This is a genomic window from Pantoea sp. S62 (genome assembly GCF_016658625.1).
Classification (GTDB): domain Bacteria; phylum Pseudomonadota; class Gammaproteobacteria; order Enterobacterales; family Enterobacteriaceae; genus Pantoea; species Pantoea vagans.
In genome coordinates this window covers 63168-80160 of the sequence record NZ_JACVVI010000014.1, presented here as the reverse complement: position 1 = coordinate 80160, position 16993 = coordinate 63168, and the positions used below count along the sequence as shown (strand labels likewise).

Annotated in this window: 13 protein-coding genes; 6 read left to right on the top strand and 7 right to left on the bottom strand. The window is 47.6% G+C overall.

Annotated elements, in window-relative coordinates:
- Positions 1-2: 2 nt before the first annotated feature.
- Both folD and purU read right to left on the bottom strand, forming a co-directional pair.
- Complete coding sequence (gene folD / locus IBT54_RS18425) at positions 3-902, bottom strand: bifunctional methylenetetrahydrofolate dehydrogenase/methenyltetrahydrofolate cyclohydrolase FolD (RefSeq protein ID WP_201252663.1); 900 nt, start codon at positions 900-902, stop codon at positions 3-5.
- Entirely contained in the window at positions 902-1765 is an 864-nt protein-coding gene (purU, locus tag IBT54_RS18420) for a formyltetrahydrofolate deformylase (protein WP_201252662.1), read from the bottom strand. Before purU ends, folD begins: the two co-directional genes overlap by 1 nt.
- Positions 1766-2331: 566 nt before the next feature.
- Between purU and glnT the strand changes: the two genes are divergently transcribed.
- The 5 genes from glnT to IBT54_RS18395 all read left to right on the top strand — a co-directional run bounded on the left by glnT (position 2332) and on the right by IBT54_RS18395 (position 7981).
- Positions 2332-3648: a type III glutamate--ammonia ligase gene (glnT, locus tag IBT54_RS18415; RefSeq protein WP_236263494.1), complete on the top strand. Its 1317-nt coding sequence runs from the start codon at positions 2332-2334 to the stop codon at positions 3646-3648.
- Between the two features lie 29 nt (positions 3649-3677).
- Positions 3678-4598 (top strand): glutamine amidotransferase family protein, encoded by a 921-nt coding sequence (locus IBT54_RS18410; RefSeq protein ID WP_201252660.1) that lies wholly within the window; start codon positions 3678-3680, stop codon positions 4596-4598.
- 2 nt (positions 4599-4600) lie between these two features.
- Positions 4601-5281, top strand: coding sequence for a protein glxC (locus IBT54_RS18405; protein WP_201252659.1), 681 nt, complete (start codon positions 4601-4603; stop codon positions 5279-5281).
- Positions 5282-5295: 14 nt separating this feature from the next.
- Positions 5296-6621, top strand: coding sequence for an FMN-binding glutamate synthase family protein (locus IBT54_RS18400; RefSeq protein ID WP_201252658.1), 1326 nt, complete (start codon positions 5296-5298; stop codon positions 6619-6621).
- Positions 6622-6682: 61 nt separating this feature from the next.
- Positions 6683-7981: an ammonium transporter gene (locus IBT54_RS18395; RefSeq protein WP_236263493.1), complete on the top strand. Its 1299-nt coding sequence runs from the start codon at positions 6683-6685 to the stop codon at positions 7979-7981.
- A gap of 337 nt (positions 7982-8318) precedes the next feature.
- On the opposite strand, the gene IBT54_RS18390 is transcribed toward IBT54_RS18395, so the two are convergent.
- Positions 8319-9308, bottom strand: coding sequence for a tyrosine-type recombinase/integrase (locus tag IBT54_RS18390; RefSeq protein ID WP_201252657.1), 990 nt, complete (start codon positions 9306-9308; stop codon positions 8319-8321).
- A gap of 307 nt (positions 9309-9615) precedes the next feature.
- On the opposite strand from IBT54_RS18390, the gene IBT54_RS18385 reads away from it, so the two are divergent.
- Positions 9616-10248 carry a hypothetical protein gene (locus tag IBT54_RS18385; protein WP_201252656.1) on the top strand — a complete coding sequence of 211 codons (633 nt, stop codon included), beginning with the start codon at positions 9616-9618 and terminating at the stop codon, positions 10246-10248.
- Between the two features lie 370 nt (positions 10249-10618).
- Here IBT54_RS18385 and IBT54_RS18380 read toward each other — a convergent pair whose 3' ends face one another.
- The 4 genes from IBT54_RS18380 to IBT54_RS25250 form a co-directional block, all read right to left on the bottom strand.
- Positions 10619-11098 carry a hypothetical protein gene (locus tag IBT54_RS18380; protein ID WP_201252655.1) on the bottom strand — a complete coding sequence of 160 codons (480 nt, stop codon included), beginning with the start codon at positions 11096-11098 and terminating at the stop codon, positions 10619-10621.
- A gap of 826 nt (positions 11099-11924) precedes the next feature.
- Positions 11925-12656: a hypothetical protein gene (locus IBT54_RS18375; protein ID WP_201252654.1), complete on the bottom strand. Its 732-nt coding sequence runs from the start codon at positions 12654-12656 to the stop codon at positions 11925-11927.
- Positions 12657-12860: 204 nt separating this feature from the next.
- Positions 12861-15377, bottom strand: a complete 2517-nt coding sequence (locus tag IBT54_RS18370) for a S8 family peptidase (protein WP_201252653.1) — start codon at positions 15375-15377, stop codon at positions 12861-12863.
- Positions 15378-15415: 38 nt separating this feature from the next.
- Complete coding sequence (locus tag IBT54_RS25250; protein ID WP_201252652.1) at positions 15416-16591, bottom strand: AAA family ATPase; 1176 nt, start codon at positions 16589-16591, stop codon at positions 15416-15418.
- Between the last annotated feature and the right edge of the window lie 402 nt (positions 16592-16993).

Here is a 16993-nt window from a genome sequence, read left to right as displayed (position 1 = left end):
CCTTACTCTGCTGCTTGCTGTAACTGCAACTCTGCTGCCAGCACGGTGTTTTGCATGAGACAGGCGATGGTCATTGGACCAACACCGCCCGGTACGGGGGTAATCGCTTTAGCCACGAGACTAACGCTGTCATAATCCACATCCCCCACTAACCGGCTGCTGCCATCAGCTCGGGTAAGTCGATTAATACCGACGTCAATCACCAGCGCACCGGGTTTTACCCAGCTGGCATCGATCATCTGCGGCCGCCCAACTGCGGCGATCAGAATGTCTGCCTGGCGCGCCAGCATTGCTGCGTTACGACTGCGCGAGTGCAGCGTAGTGACGGAACAATGTGCATGCAGCAGCAAGCTGGCCATGGGTTTACCGACAATATTGGAACGTCCCACCACTACCGCATGTTTACCGCTGAGATCGCCGCCGTACTCCTGCAACAGCATTAAACAGCCGAGCGGTGTACAGGGTGTGATCACCCGCTGGCCCTGAAGCAATCCACCGGCATTTTGCGGATGGAAACCATCAACATCTTTCACGGGTGAAATGGCACGTACAATTGCCGCCTCATCGATTTGAGGCGGTAGTGGCAGCTGCACTAATATGCCGTGCACGGCTGGATCAATATTTAACTCATGAATAGTAGCGAGCAAGCAAGCTTCGGTTAATTGCGCATTGAAGCGGAACTCGAGAGATTTAATACCGACCTGTTCGGCAGTGCGTAATTTATTACGTACATACACCTGGCTGGCTGCATCATCACCCACAAGAACTACTGCCAGACAGGGTACTGTGCCTTGCTGCTTTAACTGCTGAACTTCCTGTGCAGTGTTGGTCAGTAATTTTGCAGCACTTTTCTTTCCATCGATATTAATCGCTATCGGTTGCGAGGTCAGTGTAGTTGTCATCAGAAAATCACCGTTTTATTTCCGTCGAGGAAGACACGATGCTCGGTGTGGTATTTAACCGCTCGTGCAAGGGCAATGGTTTCGGTGTTACGTCCCACTACAATGAGGTCATTAGGTCGGTAAGTGTGATCTACGCGCTGAACTTCTTGGTCAATAATTGGACCTTCATCAAGGTCGGAAGTAACATAGTGCGCCGTGGCACCGATCAGTTTTACGCCGCGCTCATAAGCCTGATGATAAGGCATTGCGCCCTTAAAACCGGGCAGAAATGAGTGGTGAATATTGATGGCGCGACCCGTAAGCTTCTTACATAGATTATCGGACAAGATCTGCATGTAACGTGCCAGCACAACTAATTCTGTTCGTGTTTCCTCAACAGTTTTAATCAACTCAGCCTCTTGCTGGGCTTTATTTTCTTTGTTAACCGGCAGGTAGATAAATCGAATTCCTTCGCGCTCTGCCATGGGACGAAGATCCAGATGATTAGAGACAATCGCAGTAATGCTAATATTAAGTTCACCTTTATTACGCCGATAAAGCAGATCTGTCAGGCAATGGTCAAATTTACTCACCATCAGCAGGACACGCATTGGTTCAGCTGTATCGAAAATATCCCAGCGCATATCTAACTTTTCTGCAATCGCAGCGAAATCCTTTTTTAAAGTTACAATGTCAGCACTGATATTTTCATTAAAACGAAAACGCGCGCGTAGAAAAAAATGGCCTAAATGCTCATCATCATATTGTGACAACTCACTGATATAACATTGGCTCTGACTCAGAAAGCCAGTTACTGCGGCGATAATTCCCGAGGTTGCTGGGCAGGACGCAGTAATAATGAAATCACGGGCAGGCGCAGACATAGCAACTCCACATAGATGAATAATTTATTTTATGGATGAATGAGAATCTTCTTTCTGAGGGGTTAAATCCCACATTACGATTCTTATTTAACACATTTAATTCATGTTGCCGCACTTGTCTAGCGACATTTCAAAAAGTAATCAAAAAAATACAGAGCCAAAGAAAAAGTTCATATGTGAAATTCATTATTCATATTTGAATGAAATTGTAAGGTTTATTCACCGATGAAGACAACTCTGCAACCAAAGAAAGTAAGTGCCCAAAAAAGAAGCCCCAAATTGGTAAGTGCTGCCTGGCGTTAATTTCATTGATGATTGAAAAATCTGGCGGATTTAAAATTGTTACCTAAGCATTTTTTTTAATTTATTTTGTTGATGTGATTTAATTTGTTGAAATTTAAGTTTTTTTCAATTTTCATACGGCCAGCCAGCAATTTTGGCACAGCTCCTGCATTTTCCTGTCAGTGAAAAAATATTCCTCACAATAATACAACACGACTCACGCAGTTATGTAGCGTGCCCAATTCCATCGCGGTTAAGAGGTAGTTATGTCCCCTGAGCAAGCCATGCAATTTTTGCAGGACAACAATGTGCGGTATCTTCTCGCACAGTTCGTTGATATTCACGGCGCGGCAAAAACCAAATCGGTGCCGGCCAAATGTCTGATGGATGTGGTGGAGAAAGGCGCGGGCTTTGCTGGTTTTGCTATTTCAGGCATGGGCATGCAACCCCAAGGACCTGACTTCTGTGCGCGTGGCGATCTCAATACCTTATCACTGGTGCCCTGGCAGCCGGGTTATGCCCGCATCGCGTGCAACGGTTACGTGAATAAACAACCTCATCCCTATGACAGCCGCGTGGTGTTAATGAAGCAAACGGAGCGACTGGCCGAAAAAGGCTGGACGCTTAACAGCGGGCTGGAACCGGAATTCTCACTGTTTAAAAGGGGTGAAAATGGCACACTGCTGCCCGCTGACAGCAGCGACACGCTGGCAAAACCCTGTTACGACTATAAAGGGTTGTCACGCGTGCGGCCGTTTCTTGAAAAGCTTACCGAATCGCTGCAGGAAGTTGGTTTTGATGTCTACCAGATTGACCATGAAGATGCAAACGGCCAGTTTGAAATCAATTACTCCTACAGCGATGCACTGACTTCTGCTGACCGCTTCACCTTTGTGCGCATGGCCGCAGCAGAAATCGCCCACGATCAGGGGCTGTTATGCTCTTTTATGCCGAAACCTTTTGCAGACCGTCCCGGCAACGGCATGCACTTCCACCTTTCGATGGCCGATCAGCAGGGCAATAACATTTTCCATGATGACAACGATCCACAAGGTCTTGGCCTTTCGAAAACGGCTTATCACTTTATGGCAGGCATGCTGCGTCATGCTAAAGCGTTATGCGCCTTCGCTGCACCAACAGTCAATTCCTACAAACGCTTAACCAGCGGTGGTTCGGCCACGGGCGCAACCTGGGCACCAGTATTTATTACCTACGGTGACAATAATCGCTCAGCCATGGTGCGTATTCCCTATGGTCGTCTTGAACTGCGCCTGCCCGATACGGGTGCCAATCCCTATCTGGTACATGCAGCGATCATAGCTGCCGGTCTGGATGGTGTGGCCCGTCAGCTGGAACCAGGCAAGGCGCAGAACGGCAATCTTTATGCTCTTTCCCCAGAAGATTGTCAGCGTGAAGGTATCGAACTACTACCGCAAAACCTGAAAGAAGCGCTGGATGCACTGGGCGCTGACGAGATCCTGCGTGAATGCATGGGTCCAGAGATTGTTGATGAGTTCATCAAAGTTAAACGTCAGGAATGGCATGAGTATCACCGTCATGTCAGCGAGTGGGAAACCCGTCGCTACCTCGAATTTTTCTAACTGTAACCCTGCAAAGCAAAGGAAATTCTATGTGTGGAATTGTCGGACTTTATTTTAAAAACGCAGCGATGGAGCAGCAGCTGGGCGACCTGTTCCGTCCGATGCTGATATCCATGACCGAACGTGGTTGTGACAGTGCTGGTTTTGCCATTTACGGCGACGAATATGATGCCGGTATCAAACTGACGCTTCGCAGCGATGACGTCAGTTTTAACTGGAATGGCCTGGCAGATCGTCTTTCTACTGACTTTGGCAGAGTGTACGAATGGTTTCAGAACAACAGTGTGGCGGTGTTTAAGCTGCCAACCGACGAAGCCAGCGCGCTGGCGTGGCTGGCCCAGCATGCACCAGATATCGATGTGATGAGCGCCGGACACAGCATTGAAATCCTTAAAGGCGTCGGTTTGCCAGCGGAAGTTGCCGATCGTTTCAATCTCGGCAAGATGAAAGGTAGCCATGCGATTGGCCATACTCGTCTGGCCACTGAAAGCGCTGTGACCTTACAGGGTAGTCATCCGTTCTCTACTGGCATGGATTTGTGTCTGGTTCACAACGGCTCGCTCTCTAACCACAACCGCCTGCGTGAAAAACTTAAACGCGCTGGCATTCATTTTAAAACCGAGAATGATTCAGAAGTCGCAGCCGGTTATCTCGCCTGGCGTTTGTCGCAGGGCGACTCATTGCAAACCGCGTTACAGAACGCGTTGAAAGATCTCGATGGCTTTTTCACCTTCACCATCGGCACGCGTGATGGCTTTGCGGTTCTGCGCGATCCTATCGCCTGTAAACCAGCTGTGATTGCCGAAACCGAAGATTACGTGGCCATGGCTTCTGAATATCGTGCACTGGCGAATCTGCCTGGCATTAAAGACGCCAAAGTTTGGGAGCCGGAGCCGGCAAAACTTTACGTGTGGGAACGCAATAGCACCCAGACTGCAGGAGCAGTTTAATCATGAAAACTTACGACTTAAGCAATGGCGTACGCGAACTGAATCAGGCATTACATGATGCCAGCCTGACAAAAGAGATTAAAAGCTGGCAGGTTAAAAATCCTGATGGCGCTCATAACATCGCCTGTGGAGTAAATGACAATGTGGACATCACGATTGAAGGCCATGCCGGTTACTACTGCGCTGGCATGAACCAGAAAGCCGCAATAACCGTTCATGGCAACGTTGGCGTTGGTGTTGCGGAAAATATGATGTCTGGCTCAGTGCGGGTTAAAGGCGATGCCTCGCAATCTGCGGGTGCCACTGGCAATGGTGGTCTGCTGGTCATTGAAGGCAATGCAGCTGCACGCTGTGGTATCTCAATGAAAGGCATCAACATTGTGGTGAAAGGTGATATCGGCCCGATGAGCGCATTCATGGCTCAGGCTGGTTGCCTGGTGGTATGCGGCAACGCCGGTGAAGCGCTCGGCGATTCGCTGTATGAGGCCCATATCTATGTTAAAGGCAGCGTGGCTTCGCTGGGTGCCGACTGTGTGCAAAAAGAGATGCGCGCAGAGCATATCGAAGAGCTTGGCCAACTACTGCAACAGGCTGGATTTGATGAGTCTCCTGCCGCTTTCAAGCGCTATGGATCGGCCCGTCAGCTTTACAACTTCAAAGTGGATAACGCGTCAGCGTATTAAGAGTGGAGAAGATTATGAGCGATAAATACAATCCGGCGTTGCGCGAATCCGCCACTTATACCCGTTCAGTAATTGCCGAAATCCAGCGCGCTGCCGAAACCGGTATCTATGATATCCGCGGCTGGGGAGCCAAACGACAGGTACCACATTTCGATGATTTGCTGTTTCTTGGAGCCAGCATGTCGCGTTACCCACTGGAAGGCTACCGTGAAAAGTGCAGCACTGAAGTGGTGCTCGGCACGCGTTACGCAAAGAAACCACTAGTTATCAGTACGCCAGTAACCATTGCGGGCATGAGCTTTGGTGCGCTGTCTGCGCAGGCTAAAGAAGCCTTAGGCCGGGGGGCATCGGCGGTTGGTACCTCAACGACTACTGGTGATGGTGGCATGACACCAGAAGAGCGCGGGCAGTCGAGCAAACTAGTATATCAGTATTTGCCCTCACGTTATGGCATGAACCCGGACGATTTGCGTAAAGCCGATGCCATCGAGGTAGTACTTGGTCAGGGTGCAAAACCGGGCGGCGGAGGAATGTTACTCGGACAAAAAATTTCAGAACGTGTGGCAAAAATGCGATGCCTGCCTCATGGTATCGATCAACGCAGTGCCTGCCGTCATCCTGACTGGACCGGTCCTGACGATTTAGCGATCAAAATTGCGGAACTGCGAGAAATCACTGACTGGCAGGTACCAATATATGTCAAAGTAGGCGCAACACGCACCTATTACGATGTAAAGCTGGCGGTTCAGGCGGGCGCTGATGTCGTGGTGGTTGACGGTATGCAAGGCGGAACAGCAGCAACTCAGGATGTGTTTATTGAGCATGTGGGTATTCCGACAATGGCGGCCATACCTCTGGCGGTTCAGGCGTTGCAGGAACTGGGTGTGCATCGTGAAGTGCAGCTGATTGTATCTGGTGGCATCCGTAATGGTGCGGACGTGGCCAAAGCTATTGCGCTGGGTGCTGATGCAGTAGCAATTGGCACGGCAGCACTGATCGCCTTAGGTGATAATAACCCGCGGTACGAGGAGGAATATAAGAAACTTGGCTCGTCTGCTGGCTTTTACGATGATTTCCAGGAAGGCAAAGATCCTGCCGGGATCACGACTCAAGATCCGGAGCTGAGTAAACGCCTGGATCCTGAACTGGCCGGTAAAAAACTCGCTAATTACCTGCGCGTATTGACGCTGGAAGCGCAAACCCTGGCGCGTGCCTGCGGTAAATCTCACCTGCACAACCTTGAACCTGAAGATTTAGTGGCATTGAATGTCGAAGCCGCCGCGATGGCGCGTGTGCCGCTGGCTGGGACCAACTGGATCCCTGGCCAGGATCTGAAATAACTTCCCTTCACGCCTCTGTTCTGCGGAGGCGTTTTTCTGTCTGCTACTGCTGAGGTGCGTAATGAAACTAACAATGCTATTCGCGTTGCCTGTTGTGCTGTGCAGCTTTCCGGCGCTTGCCGCACCGGGTTTGAATAGCGGCGATGCCGCTTTTATATTTGTCACGGCACTGCTGGTGCTATTGATGACCCTGCCGGGACTGGCGCTATTCTACGGTGGCATGGCGCAGAGCAAAAATGTGCTGTCGGTGCTGATGCAGGTTTTTAGCGTTACTGCGTTAGTGGCAATCCTGTTTACGCTTTATGGATACAGCTTCACTTTTACGGATGGAAAAGCATTAAACAGCGTATTGGGCAGTAGCGATAAAATTTTCCTGAAAAATATTAATGCCAATTCGCTGGTAGGTACGGTGCCGGAATACGTATACATTTTCTTTATGATGACCTTTGCAGCAATCACCCCTGCACTTATTACTGGCTCGTTTGCCGAACGGGTTAAATTCAGCGCGGTATTAGTGTTTATGGCGATCTGGGCCACTATTAACTATATTCCACTGGCGCACATGGCATGGGGCGGCGGCTGGATGGCAGCCTTAACAGTACAGGATTTTGCCGGGGGCAATGTGGTACATATCAACGCCGGTGTTGCTTCGCTGGTGGCTGCGCTGATGATTGGTCGTCGCCAGAATTTCGGTACCGTCGCGCTGACGCCACACAATATGACCATGACCATGACCGGTGGTGCGATGCTGATGCTTGGCTGGCTGGGTTTTTGCGGTGGCTGTGCACTGGCAATCAACGGTTACGCTATGCTAGTAGTGCTGAATACCTTGTTAGGCGCATTTGGCGGTGCGGTTGCGTGGATGTTTATCGAATGGCGACTACAAAAACGCCCCAGCTTGCTGGGTGTGATCAGTGGCGCGGTGGCAGGTATGGTGGGCATCACACCAGCTTGCGGCTACGTTGGACCGGTAGGTGCCATATGCGTCGGGATCCTTACCGCTCCCTGTTGCATGGCGTTTGTTACCCTGATTAAGCATCGTCTGAATCTGGACGATGCTTTTGATGTATTTGCAATCCACGGTATTGGTGGCATTGTCGGAGGTATACTGACACCGGTTTTCGCCCTCACAACTTTAGGCGGCAGTGGATTTGTTGCAGGGCGTGCAATGGGAGAACAGCTGTTAATCAACGCGAGCGTTATTGTATTCAGTATCTTGTTTTCCGCTATCACCAGCTGGATCACGCTCAAGCTCACCGGAATAATGTGTAACGGCCTGCGGGTAGATGGTGAAGATGAGTTTGATGGGCTTGATCTGACAACTCATGGTGAAGTGGGTTACAGACATAGTAATACTTGATAGTTATCACATCAGCCTTTTCAGATTTTTCGGCTGGTGTGAACTACTATACGGCTGACATATAAAGGCTTATATGTATCCATACAACTGATTTCAAGTGTCTGTCATTGTCGCTAGCTGTATCGGGCGCTTTTAATTTTTTGCATTATTTTTTAGAAAATTAAAGAGTTATAAACGCTACCTCCTCGTAGAGGCTCATGCTAAAACTTTAAACTTGAACTGTTTTTATCCACAGAAAATGGGGATAGCCTGTGTATGAGAGAGTATAGATATTAGCCAGAATGCGTTTTTGCAGCGTTGCCTGTAATAGCGCTAAGGCTTCCATCTCAGGTTGGGCTCAAAACTTCAGTCTGTCTGCCGCCTTACGCAAACGCTCATCTCCGCGACGGTCATACTTCTGCGTGGTGGTGACGCTGGCATGCCCCATCGCATCCCGGACGGTGATCAGGTCTTCCCCGTTGTCCAGCATCATTGAGGCAAAGGTGCGACGTAAGTCATGCGGCGCGCACTCACCGATACCGCTTTCCACCCGGCGCTGGCCAAGGATGTGATAAACCGCCTGCGGCGTCAGACGCTGAAAAGTGACATCGTCACCACTACGTATGCGGGTGAAGAGCGGGCCCTCCTGTTCGCCCCGGATGGTGTCCGTCCAGGTATGAATGCGCTTCCAGACATTTTCTGGCATAAACGCCAGACGCTCTTTGTTGCCCTTCCCTTGCACGAGCAGCGCCTGCTCCTGATGGAGAATGCTGGCGTAGTCCAGAGTGATCACTTCTGAACGGCGCAGGCCGCAGCCAAGCATGACCGCCAGCATGGCGGCGTCGCGCGGGCCTTTGCAGCCGGCGTCCTGTTCGCAGCTGCGAAAAAGTGCGTGAATTTCTTCCGGTGCCAGCGCACGTCCGCGGGTCAGTCGGCTTCCCCGCACCGCGCGAACTGCCAGAATCTGCTGATAGCTCTCCGTATCCATCTGCTTCATCAACCAGGCTTCGCGGGCGGTGCCTTTCAGGGCTGACAGATAGGTATTAATGGTGGCGGGCGCTCGCCCGCTGACCTGCAGCATTTCCAGCAGGCCCCGGATATGGTGACGGCGCAGACTAACCCAGGCGCAGCTCTGCAGGGAGGTAAAGCCAAGCATGCCCGCCACGATATTCAGAAAGGATTTCATCGTCTGCCGACTGGCGGCGGACGATAAACCAATAAGGTAGGCCTGGGCCGGATTCAGTGAGGAGCTGCTGTTGATAGCAGTCAGGGCAAAGGCATCCTGCGCTTCTGCTGGCAACAGGGATAGGCCGGAAGAAAGAAAGCCGTCATCGACAAAATCGGTCATGTTTATCCCTGAGTTGATAAGGCTCGCGGCCGGAGTAATACGTAAAATCTGGCCAGATTATCCCCTGCTTCCATCTTCCCGGTAAAGCTACTTTTTCAAACATATATTTTAATAAGTAGCCAATTTCTGCACTCTCTTCTTGAATGTCGGGCGGAAAGAGTTAAGGTGGGATGGGTTGTGTAAGCCTGAAACAATTTATCGAGCAGGTTGCGCAGGCTCTCACCGAACAAATTGCATTTCACGGCCCGATCGAACCACATCAATCACTAGGGTAAATACGTTTTAGAGGGTAAAAGGAATGAACCTAATGAATGACATCCTAAAAGCTGTAATACCAACATTAATTTTGCTGGCTGTGAATAAACTCTTTTCTGGGATGAAGGTTTTTTCATCTGAACAGACATTCTCTAAACTAAGCTTCAAGAAAAGGCGTGAATTCATAAAATTAATTCGCGGAAGAAACGCTTCCATTAATTATGATGATAAGATTGAGCTAAGAAACGAGCTTGAAAGCTATAATGTTCGTTACAGCTATTCATTTATGCAGAAACTGTTCAGCTATATCGAAGGCAAAAATATTTCTCTTGCAAACTCAGACCTTAGTTCTTTTTTACAAATGGCAGGATTGTTTAAATGTGAAGATGATGGCACTGCAAAAAGACATCGCTTTGCGGTTATATCTGTAATATTATTAAGCTCCCTAACTACATTAGCCTTGTTTTTTGTGGTTTGGTCGATAAATAATTACGTCAATATAATTCTTCAGTACCTAAAATCAGGGCCTTTGTTCTTTGTAATATACATGGGTTTTACTTGTATTGTTCTATTAATTTTTGCGATTATTCTTTTATGTTTATTGAAGTCAACAGTGCTTCATTCAATTCCAGCGTTCCGCTTCCAGAAAAAGTATCAAAAATATTTTGATGAAAAAGTGTTATAAATGAAAAAAACAAGAATAAAGATGCATGAATCATTAGCAAAGAATGTTGTGGCTGCTTTCAATGTCCGCACGCTCATCTGAATTTAGCCACTACATTTGAAATACACGCAACGCAATTTATGTTAAATTAAGTGTGCACCTGACACCTTACAATCAACCATAATCTACCCGGCTATAATGCCCTCATACTTAACTGTAGCTTTCTCCAAGACCTTTGATACGTTTTCGCGTTTCTTTAAAGGATTGAGTATCTTATACGGTGATTTTTGATATTGAAAATAAGAGTTATAATTCTTCCTGAGGATTTACACCCATATCAAAGTTGTTGATACTCATTCTTGTCAAATACCACTGTCAGATTAATTCTGAATCAAATAATTGATACCTCCATGCTGTTATACGCCACGCTGACGCCTGCATGGTTCCGGGCACAAATTTTTAATATTATTAGAGCATGTTGCATCAAAAGCTCACTCCGCTCAGGTTCAAACCAGTGGCTATTAAACTTCCCGCCATGGAAAAGGTTGTTTCGGATTCTGCGTATCAATAGAAAAACTTGCTGCGCTTTGCTTCTCCCCTGCACTGGTCTTTCATCCCATAAAAGCACTCTATTTCTTACTATCTGCTTTTTAGGAGGGTGAGTAAGAATATAGTCAATAGCATCTTTGAGTTCTGCTGTGTCAGGCGAAGCGATGATCTCCTCAACCTCCAAAGCATAGCGATCCCAGTTTGCCTTAGCATCCCCCTCTCCTTGTGTAAGCCCCGTTATTTTGAGGAAGAATTCATAGCGCGCAAACTCTGTGAAAAACTCAAAACACAACTTATTTAGCCCAGAGCAACCTTCAGACATTATTCTTTCCTCCTAATTTGTTCTTTGCCAGTATCACCAAAACGAAGCTTAATCATAGATGTAATTCTGACGTTTAAACCAATGAGGCCATGACAGCATGAGGCAGGGCCTTAGCGCAAAATGTACTAGCTTAAAATCCTTCATCTCCCAGAACGGCTTGTAAGCTACAATTATTCTCTTTAATTCGGCTAAAATATCCTGTAACAGAACGTCCAGCCTACCCAGAACAGAAGTAAAATAATGCTCCATCATTTCATTCTAGCCGTAACTTGACTTTATTTCATTATCAATAGTTTCATAAACCGTGAAAACATTCCAGCTTATACCAAGTAAATTACTGAATGTCCGCATACATGAGTAAGCACTACGCAAATGGCGCTCATACTTATGCTTTCTGATCTTTTCCACAATAAATGACCCTTCGCTGGCTACTGGCATAAGCCCGTCACGTCTGTAGTGACGAAAAATTTTCACAAAGTTTCGATGGATTTGCATCATCGATGGGAGACCGAAGTACATCCTCCGTAATACCTTGACTCTCTTGTAACTAAATAAAACTGTCAGGCTGAAAAATTGGTCTGCTAAAGTAAATGAAAAATTGAGCATGTTAAAGGATCCAATAATATATCTGCCAAGATCCCGCCATATCTCATGCTCAATCAATTTGAGTAAACCCTTTTGCCGTGCTATCAGTCACATGGGCGCCGTGCTGAAGGAGGTAATGGTTTTAGTCCATCATCATTCCCTTAGAGTGAGGCATCATAAGAGCTGAGTTTTAAAAAGCAATCTCCTTGATACCATTGCGCAATCGATAATGAGACAGAGATCAAATGGCGTCCTTAACTTTGCTTGAGAGTTTTGTTGCGAGTGATGACTCACCCATCCCAAAAAATATTCCGGTAGCCAGTGCCACAATGCCATTACTCGGGATCATTGCCGTTGAAACTTCCCCGAGTTTAATCTCAAAGAATCCGGCCAGCAGACAGAATGTGACGGCCGACGACAGCGTACAGCAATAAACAAGTCTCATTAACAGGCTGTGATGCTGGCTGACGTTCTCGTAGATTTCATCAAATGCGATGCTTCCGGTTTTAATGGAAACAAACAGCCAAGAGCCTATGCAGGTCCCGATGAGCACGGCGGGGACGTTCTTCAGTTCAACATGAAAAAAATACTGTGCCAAGCCCAGAATCGTCATCAGAATCAGGGCATAAAGGCCGTACATTCCCATTATGCGGTTTCTTACATAGACCCAAGACGAGCCGAGAATGGTCTTTTTCAGCTCACTAAGTGACTGACTTGCCGGAAGGAAATCAGCCTCCCGGCCTGAGAAGCAGACCTGCGCAGCCTGGAATACCTGCTCATAATTTTCAAGCCGCTTATCTTGATCCTTTTCAAACAGTGCATTGATAGTTTGAACCACACGCTCCACATCGAGACGAAAAGTCAAATACTCTTCGGGTACTTTTCCGTCGCCAACAGGTGAAAAGCCAATTCCTTTAGGATCGGAATCATTCGGATATCGCGAGACGACAAAATAATGCTTCTGTTCACTCATTGCAGATTACCTGCTTCTTGCAGATCGAGCACTCATTCGTTTCTTTCCGGGCAAGCAGAATTGAGGGCTCCAGTGAGAACACAGGTCGTAACTTCATTATTTCTATCTGAGCAAGGATTATTGTCACATTTTCCCGATGTTGAGGTGCTGATTCCATCAGGTCATTAAAGTAGGAGGTCAGAACCTCAAGATTTCTGGTTAACATTACTGGCCTGCTCTGATGTTAAGATGCTGTGTCACGGTAATATCTTCAAACTCAATGCCATATGCGCTGAGTTCCTGTCTAACCTCGTTGAAAAGGTCATTCGTTCTGTTCTGAGTATCTTCAATCGTAAGCAGCGCGGTAAAGCTGACTTCCTCATCGGGGAATTCTCCTGGCGTTCTTTCAATTGAACTGATTTTTAGCCGCCACTGATCAGAAGCACCGACGCCAGCTTTTGTTTTAGTTTCAAATTCATATTTTTTGATGGGCCACCACTTCAGGCCAAAATCTATCTGGCTCTTCTCATAGTTAACGTCTTTACCGAGCCGAGCTTCCCAGACTGACTGACAATTTTTCCGGTAAGCCCATTCATCTGTCTTAGTGTCACGTTTAAACTGCTGCAGAACTGCGTCAACATTGACGCGACAGTATTCGGCGCCATAGTTCTGGTTTATGACGGGATCGTAGGCAATGGTCAGCGTGGCTTTACCATGGCATTTTCCGCCTTCAGTCGTCAGGCTGCGGGGCCAGTTAAAATCGAATTCCAGTACTTCACTCCGCTTGAGGCTTCCACTTAACACCATTGTGATACTGCTGTCGTCACTGTTAAGCATATCGCGGGAGGTTAGCGGCATACCGAATCCGGCAAATCTCCTCGCTGAAGAGATGTCCACACTCTTATCCCTAAGTGGCGGCGTCAGATCTGAGTGATGAACCAGCATGGCGGCAAGGGAATTACGTGACAGTTTGCCTGCTGTCCTTTGGTCTAGACTGGCCAAGATTTTGGATACCAGAGGCGCAGAGAAGCTGGTCCCTGCGTGTTCGACAAGTTCTCCGCTTCCGTCAATGGAAACCAGCCCGGTTTTTCCCGACTTCAGCGAATACCCGCCATAGTGGATTACATCTGGTTTTACCCCCATCGCCACGCCTGGTCCGCGACGCGTATAAACCGTGGGTGCGCCGTGAATGTTAATGTCACATCCTGGCGGGTTGACTGCACCCACGGTGATGGCGCTGACGGCCTCCGCAGGCTGAGAAAGACGGTCAACGTCCGAAAATTGCAGTGCAGCCGGTCTGGATGTCCAGGAGCCCCTAAAGTCTATATTTCGCAGGTTTCCGGAAGAAACGACAAAGAGCACATCGTATTTTTTTGAGATGCGGTCGATTTGCGTGGCGGCAAAACTGTAGGAATCATCGCGGACAAACTCGCGGAAATTGAGGCTGAAATTAAAGATGCGAAACCCCTTCTTGACAGCGTCACCTACCTCAATATCTAGCCAGTCAAAAAAATCCCCGGGGTCGGTAAAATAGCTGGTGAACGTATTGGACTTACCGTTGTGAACAGGGATCCAGATATCATAAAGCAGGCAACCGTCATCATCGACCTGAGTAAGGTCCGGATTTAGCATGCCCCCGCAGACCAGCAGGCTGGCCACTTGTGAGCCATGGTTCGGATCGCAGTCATCGGCTTCAAAGGCATCGGATACTTCAATACACCACTGGCCGAGTTCACTATTGTGGATGCCGCTGTCAATTACGCCCACGCGGGGATAATCTTCCCCCTCCGTTCTGACTGGCAGTGAGAAATCTAGTGTCACTGGAGAGGACGACGGATTCGCACGGGAAATTTTGGGCGGTAGAGAAATACGTTTCACCAGCGGGCTTGCGCTGAGAACAGAAAGCAGTAGACGGTGCCTGTCCGAGGAATCATCAACATCAGCTGGTGAAAAACTGAGTTCGAGCCGCTTGTCAAAATCTACTTTAAAATCGTGGCCAGAGTCCGGTCTGAGTAGCTGGATCATAATCGCTTCAGAGGAGGTCGGATGACGGCTCATCTTCGTCGCATACACGCCTGCCCCCAGCATCTTTAGCTGTTCCCTTAGAGAAAGTTTCATTGAGTGTATGGCAGCGCTGGTCACGGCAAATTGCCTAGCGTCAATGGGTCTGAAATCAACCAGCTCAACCTGATATCCGGTAAATCCCTCGTCTTTATTTGCGTGCCAAGCTGCATTATCCTCTGGAGAAAAGGCTATTTTTTCTTCGCTGCCAAAAAAGCTGATGCGGTCAATAGCCCCCGTCTCGCTTTTTGCTTCGCTGGGCTTATTGACATTTTTGCGCAGTTTTTCGTCGTATACCTTCTTGGTATATTCCTCAGCACTGTCAATTTTGCTGTAAAGATGAACCAGATTTTTATCCGTTACTTGGATCAGCAGCTCCCCTATTCCCAGCGCGCCTACTATAGGTGCTTTACTCCCGGGAAAGAGAGAGTCAACGGGACGGTGAGATTTCGCCAGCGCCTGAGGGTTCAGCTCAACTTTCACTAGGCCAAGCTCATGGCCTGACCGGTAAAGCTGGCTTCTGACATTCCCCACTTCGTCTAGGAGGTTTCTTTTATGCTTTCTGAAGGCATCATCCCGATCGGCGTAAAAGTCAGTATTGTTACCCATCGCTCTGCGTTGCGGCGTACTTTTATACTGTTCTGAATTTAAAATAACCTGAACCGGATTATTTCTTTTCATATATTACCCCATCCTTAGCAACAACCTCCCGACGAAAGTCAGGACTCTTTTATATTTCTGGAAACTTTTGACTGAGTAACGTCAAAAACGAGAGCAATTTCTTTCTGAGTGAACTCATGCTTTTTATGCAATAGGCTCATTATTGCAGCATCCTGATTATTCAACAACAACTGCATATAATCATTAACTTCACTGCCTGCGTGAATAACCGCAAATGACTGAACACTCTCAATAAAGGTCTGTCCGGCATGACCAATAGCGGCCATACGCTTAAAATTATTTAACATTAATTGGATGTCTGAACCGTTAAATCCATCTGTCAGCACGGTTAGGAATTTTATCTGTTCCATCGTAAAGCTCAAGGGATGAAGATATTTTTCAATAATCTTCATCCTTGCTGCGTAATTTGGCTTAGGTACCAATATGCGCATTTCAAATCTTCGCCATACTGCAGGATCCAGTAATACTTCATGATTGGTAATTGCCAGCGTCATACCATTTTTAGATCTTGCATCAATACACTGCAGTAGTGTATTGACGATACGCTTAATTTCACCGACCTCGTGCTTGTCATTGCGAGCTTTAGCCACGGCATCAAACTCATCCAGCAGCAGCAGGCAGTCATACTGAGCAGCAAAATCAAACAGATTATTGATATTCCTGGCGCTAGTACCCAGTAAAGACGAAACAAGTCCATCCAGTTTGGCCAGCACGATCGGTAGCCCGAGCATCTTGGCAATATAAAAGGAAAGCATTGTCTTACCCGTCCCGGGCAGACCAAAAAGCAGGCAACTCAGCGAGGGCATCACACCAAATTGAGCCAATTTATCCAGATTATTCCACTGCTCAATCAGCTGACTGACCGCGGAGGCTAGCTCATCGGGCATGATCGGAAGCTCGGCATTGGCAAGCTCTTTCGGAAAGATGATCTGTGCAAGGGGAGAGCCACTTTCTTTATCCACAGGCACTTTAACGTTTTCCCTGAGTTCCTGCTTTCTGAGAAATGAGACCCGGGAGAGTTCAACCTTAGCTGGTTCCAGTGTGTTGAGCATACTGGCTTTGTTAATCAGTCCTCTGAGCAGCTTTGCTTCCACAGCCTGCTGATCATTTCTGAGGGCCTCATAAAGGCGCTCCATCTGCTGCAAAGCACCTGCGGAGGCCCCATCCTTGATAATCTGCCGGCATAAAGCCGCTACGATTTTAAAGTTCTCCACATGGCACCTGTATATTTATCCAGTTTTATGATTTTTAGATTATAGAGAGCGCTTCTGTCACATGCAACCTTCGCATAAAAATTTTGCATCAAAGTAGGAATATGTGAATCAAAGCGACATAAAAGTGAATCAAAATACATTAAAATCATATTATAAAAGGAAATTCGAATATATTATCTTTTTCTGATGCGTACAATTTCGAGTTACCAAGATGACTGACCAACCTTCAACCAAAACTATAAACTTATGTAATTATGTCCTTGTCAGCCCTGCCTTCACACCTCTGCGCCGCGCATTGAGCAAGTCATAATTTTCAGATATTTAGAGACTTATCAGCCGTAATCCCGTCTATCTGTGCCCTGCCGCTACTGGTCTCATGTGCAAAATTCTAACTTTATATAA

Excerpts from the sequence above, each read along its gene's own strand:
- purU (WP_201252662.1), bottom strand. The coding sequence starts at position 1,765 with ATGTCTGCGCCTGCCCGTGATTTCATTATTACTGCGTCCTGCCCAGCA.
- glnT (WP_236263494.1), top strand. The coding sequence starts at position 2,332 with ATGCAATTTTTGCAGGACAACAATGTGCGGTATCTTCTCGCACAGTTC.
- IBT54_RS18410 (WP_201252660.1), top strand. The coding sequence starts at position 3,678 with ATGTGTGGAATTGTCGGACTTTATTTTAAAAACGCAGCGATGGAGCAG.
- IBT54_RS18395 (WP_236263493.1), top strand. The coding sequence starts at position 6,683 with ATGAAACTAACAATGCTATTCGCGTTGCCTGTTGTGCTGTGCAGCTTT.
- IBT54_RS18375 (WP_201252654.1), bottom strand. The coding sequence starts at position 12,656 with ATGAGTGAACAGAAGCATTATTTTGTCGTCTCGCGATATCCGAATGAT.
- IBT54_RS18400 (WP_201252658.1), top strand. The coding sequence starts at position 5,296 with ATGAGCGATAAATACAATCCGGCGTTGCGCGAATCCGCCACTTATACC.
- IBT54_RS18390 (WP_201252657.1), bottom strand. The coding sequence starts at position 9,308 with ATGACCGATTTTGTCGATGACGGCTTTCTTTCTTCCGGCCTATCCCTG.
- IBT54_RS18385 (WP_201252656.1), top strand. The coding sequence starts at position 9,616 with ATGAATGACATCCTAAAAGCTGTAATACCAACATTAATTTTGCTGGCT.
- folD (WP_201252663.1), bottom strand. The coding sequence starts at position 902 with ATGACAACTACACTGACCTCGCAACCGATAGCGATTAATATCGATGGA.
- IBT54_RS18405 (WP_201252659.1), top strand. The coding sequence starts at position 4,601 with ATGAAAACTTACGACTTAAGCAATGGCGTACGCGAACTGAATCAGGCA.
- IBT54_RS18370 (WP_201252653.1), bottom strand. The coding sequence starts at position 15,377 with ATGAAAAGAAATAATCCGGTTCAGGTTATTTTAAATTCAGAACAGTAT.
- IBT54_RS18380 (WP_201252655.1), bottom strand. The coding sequence starts at position 11,098 with ATGTCTGAAGGTTGCTCTGGGCTAAATAAGTTGTGTTTTGAGTTTTTC.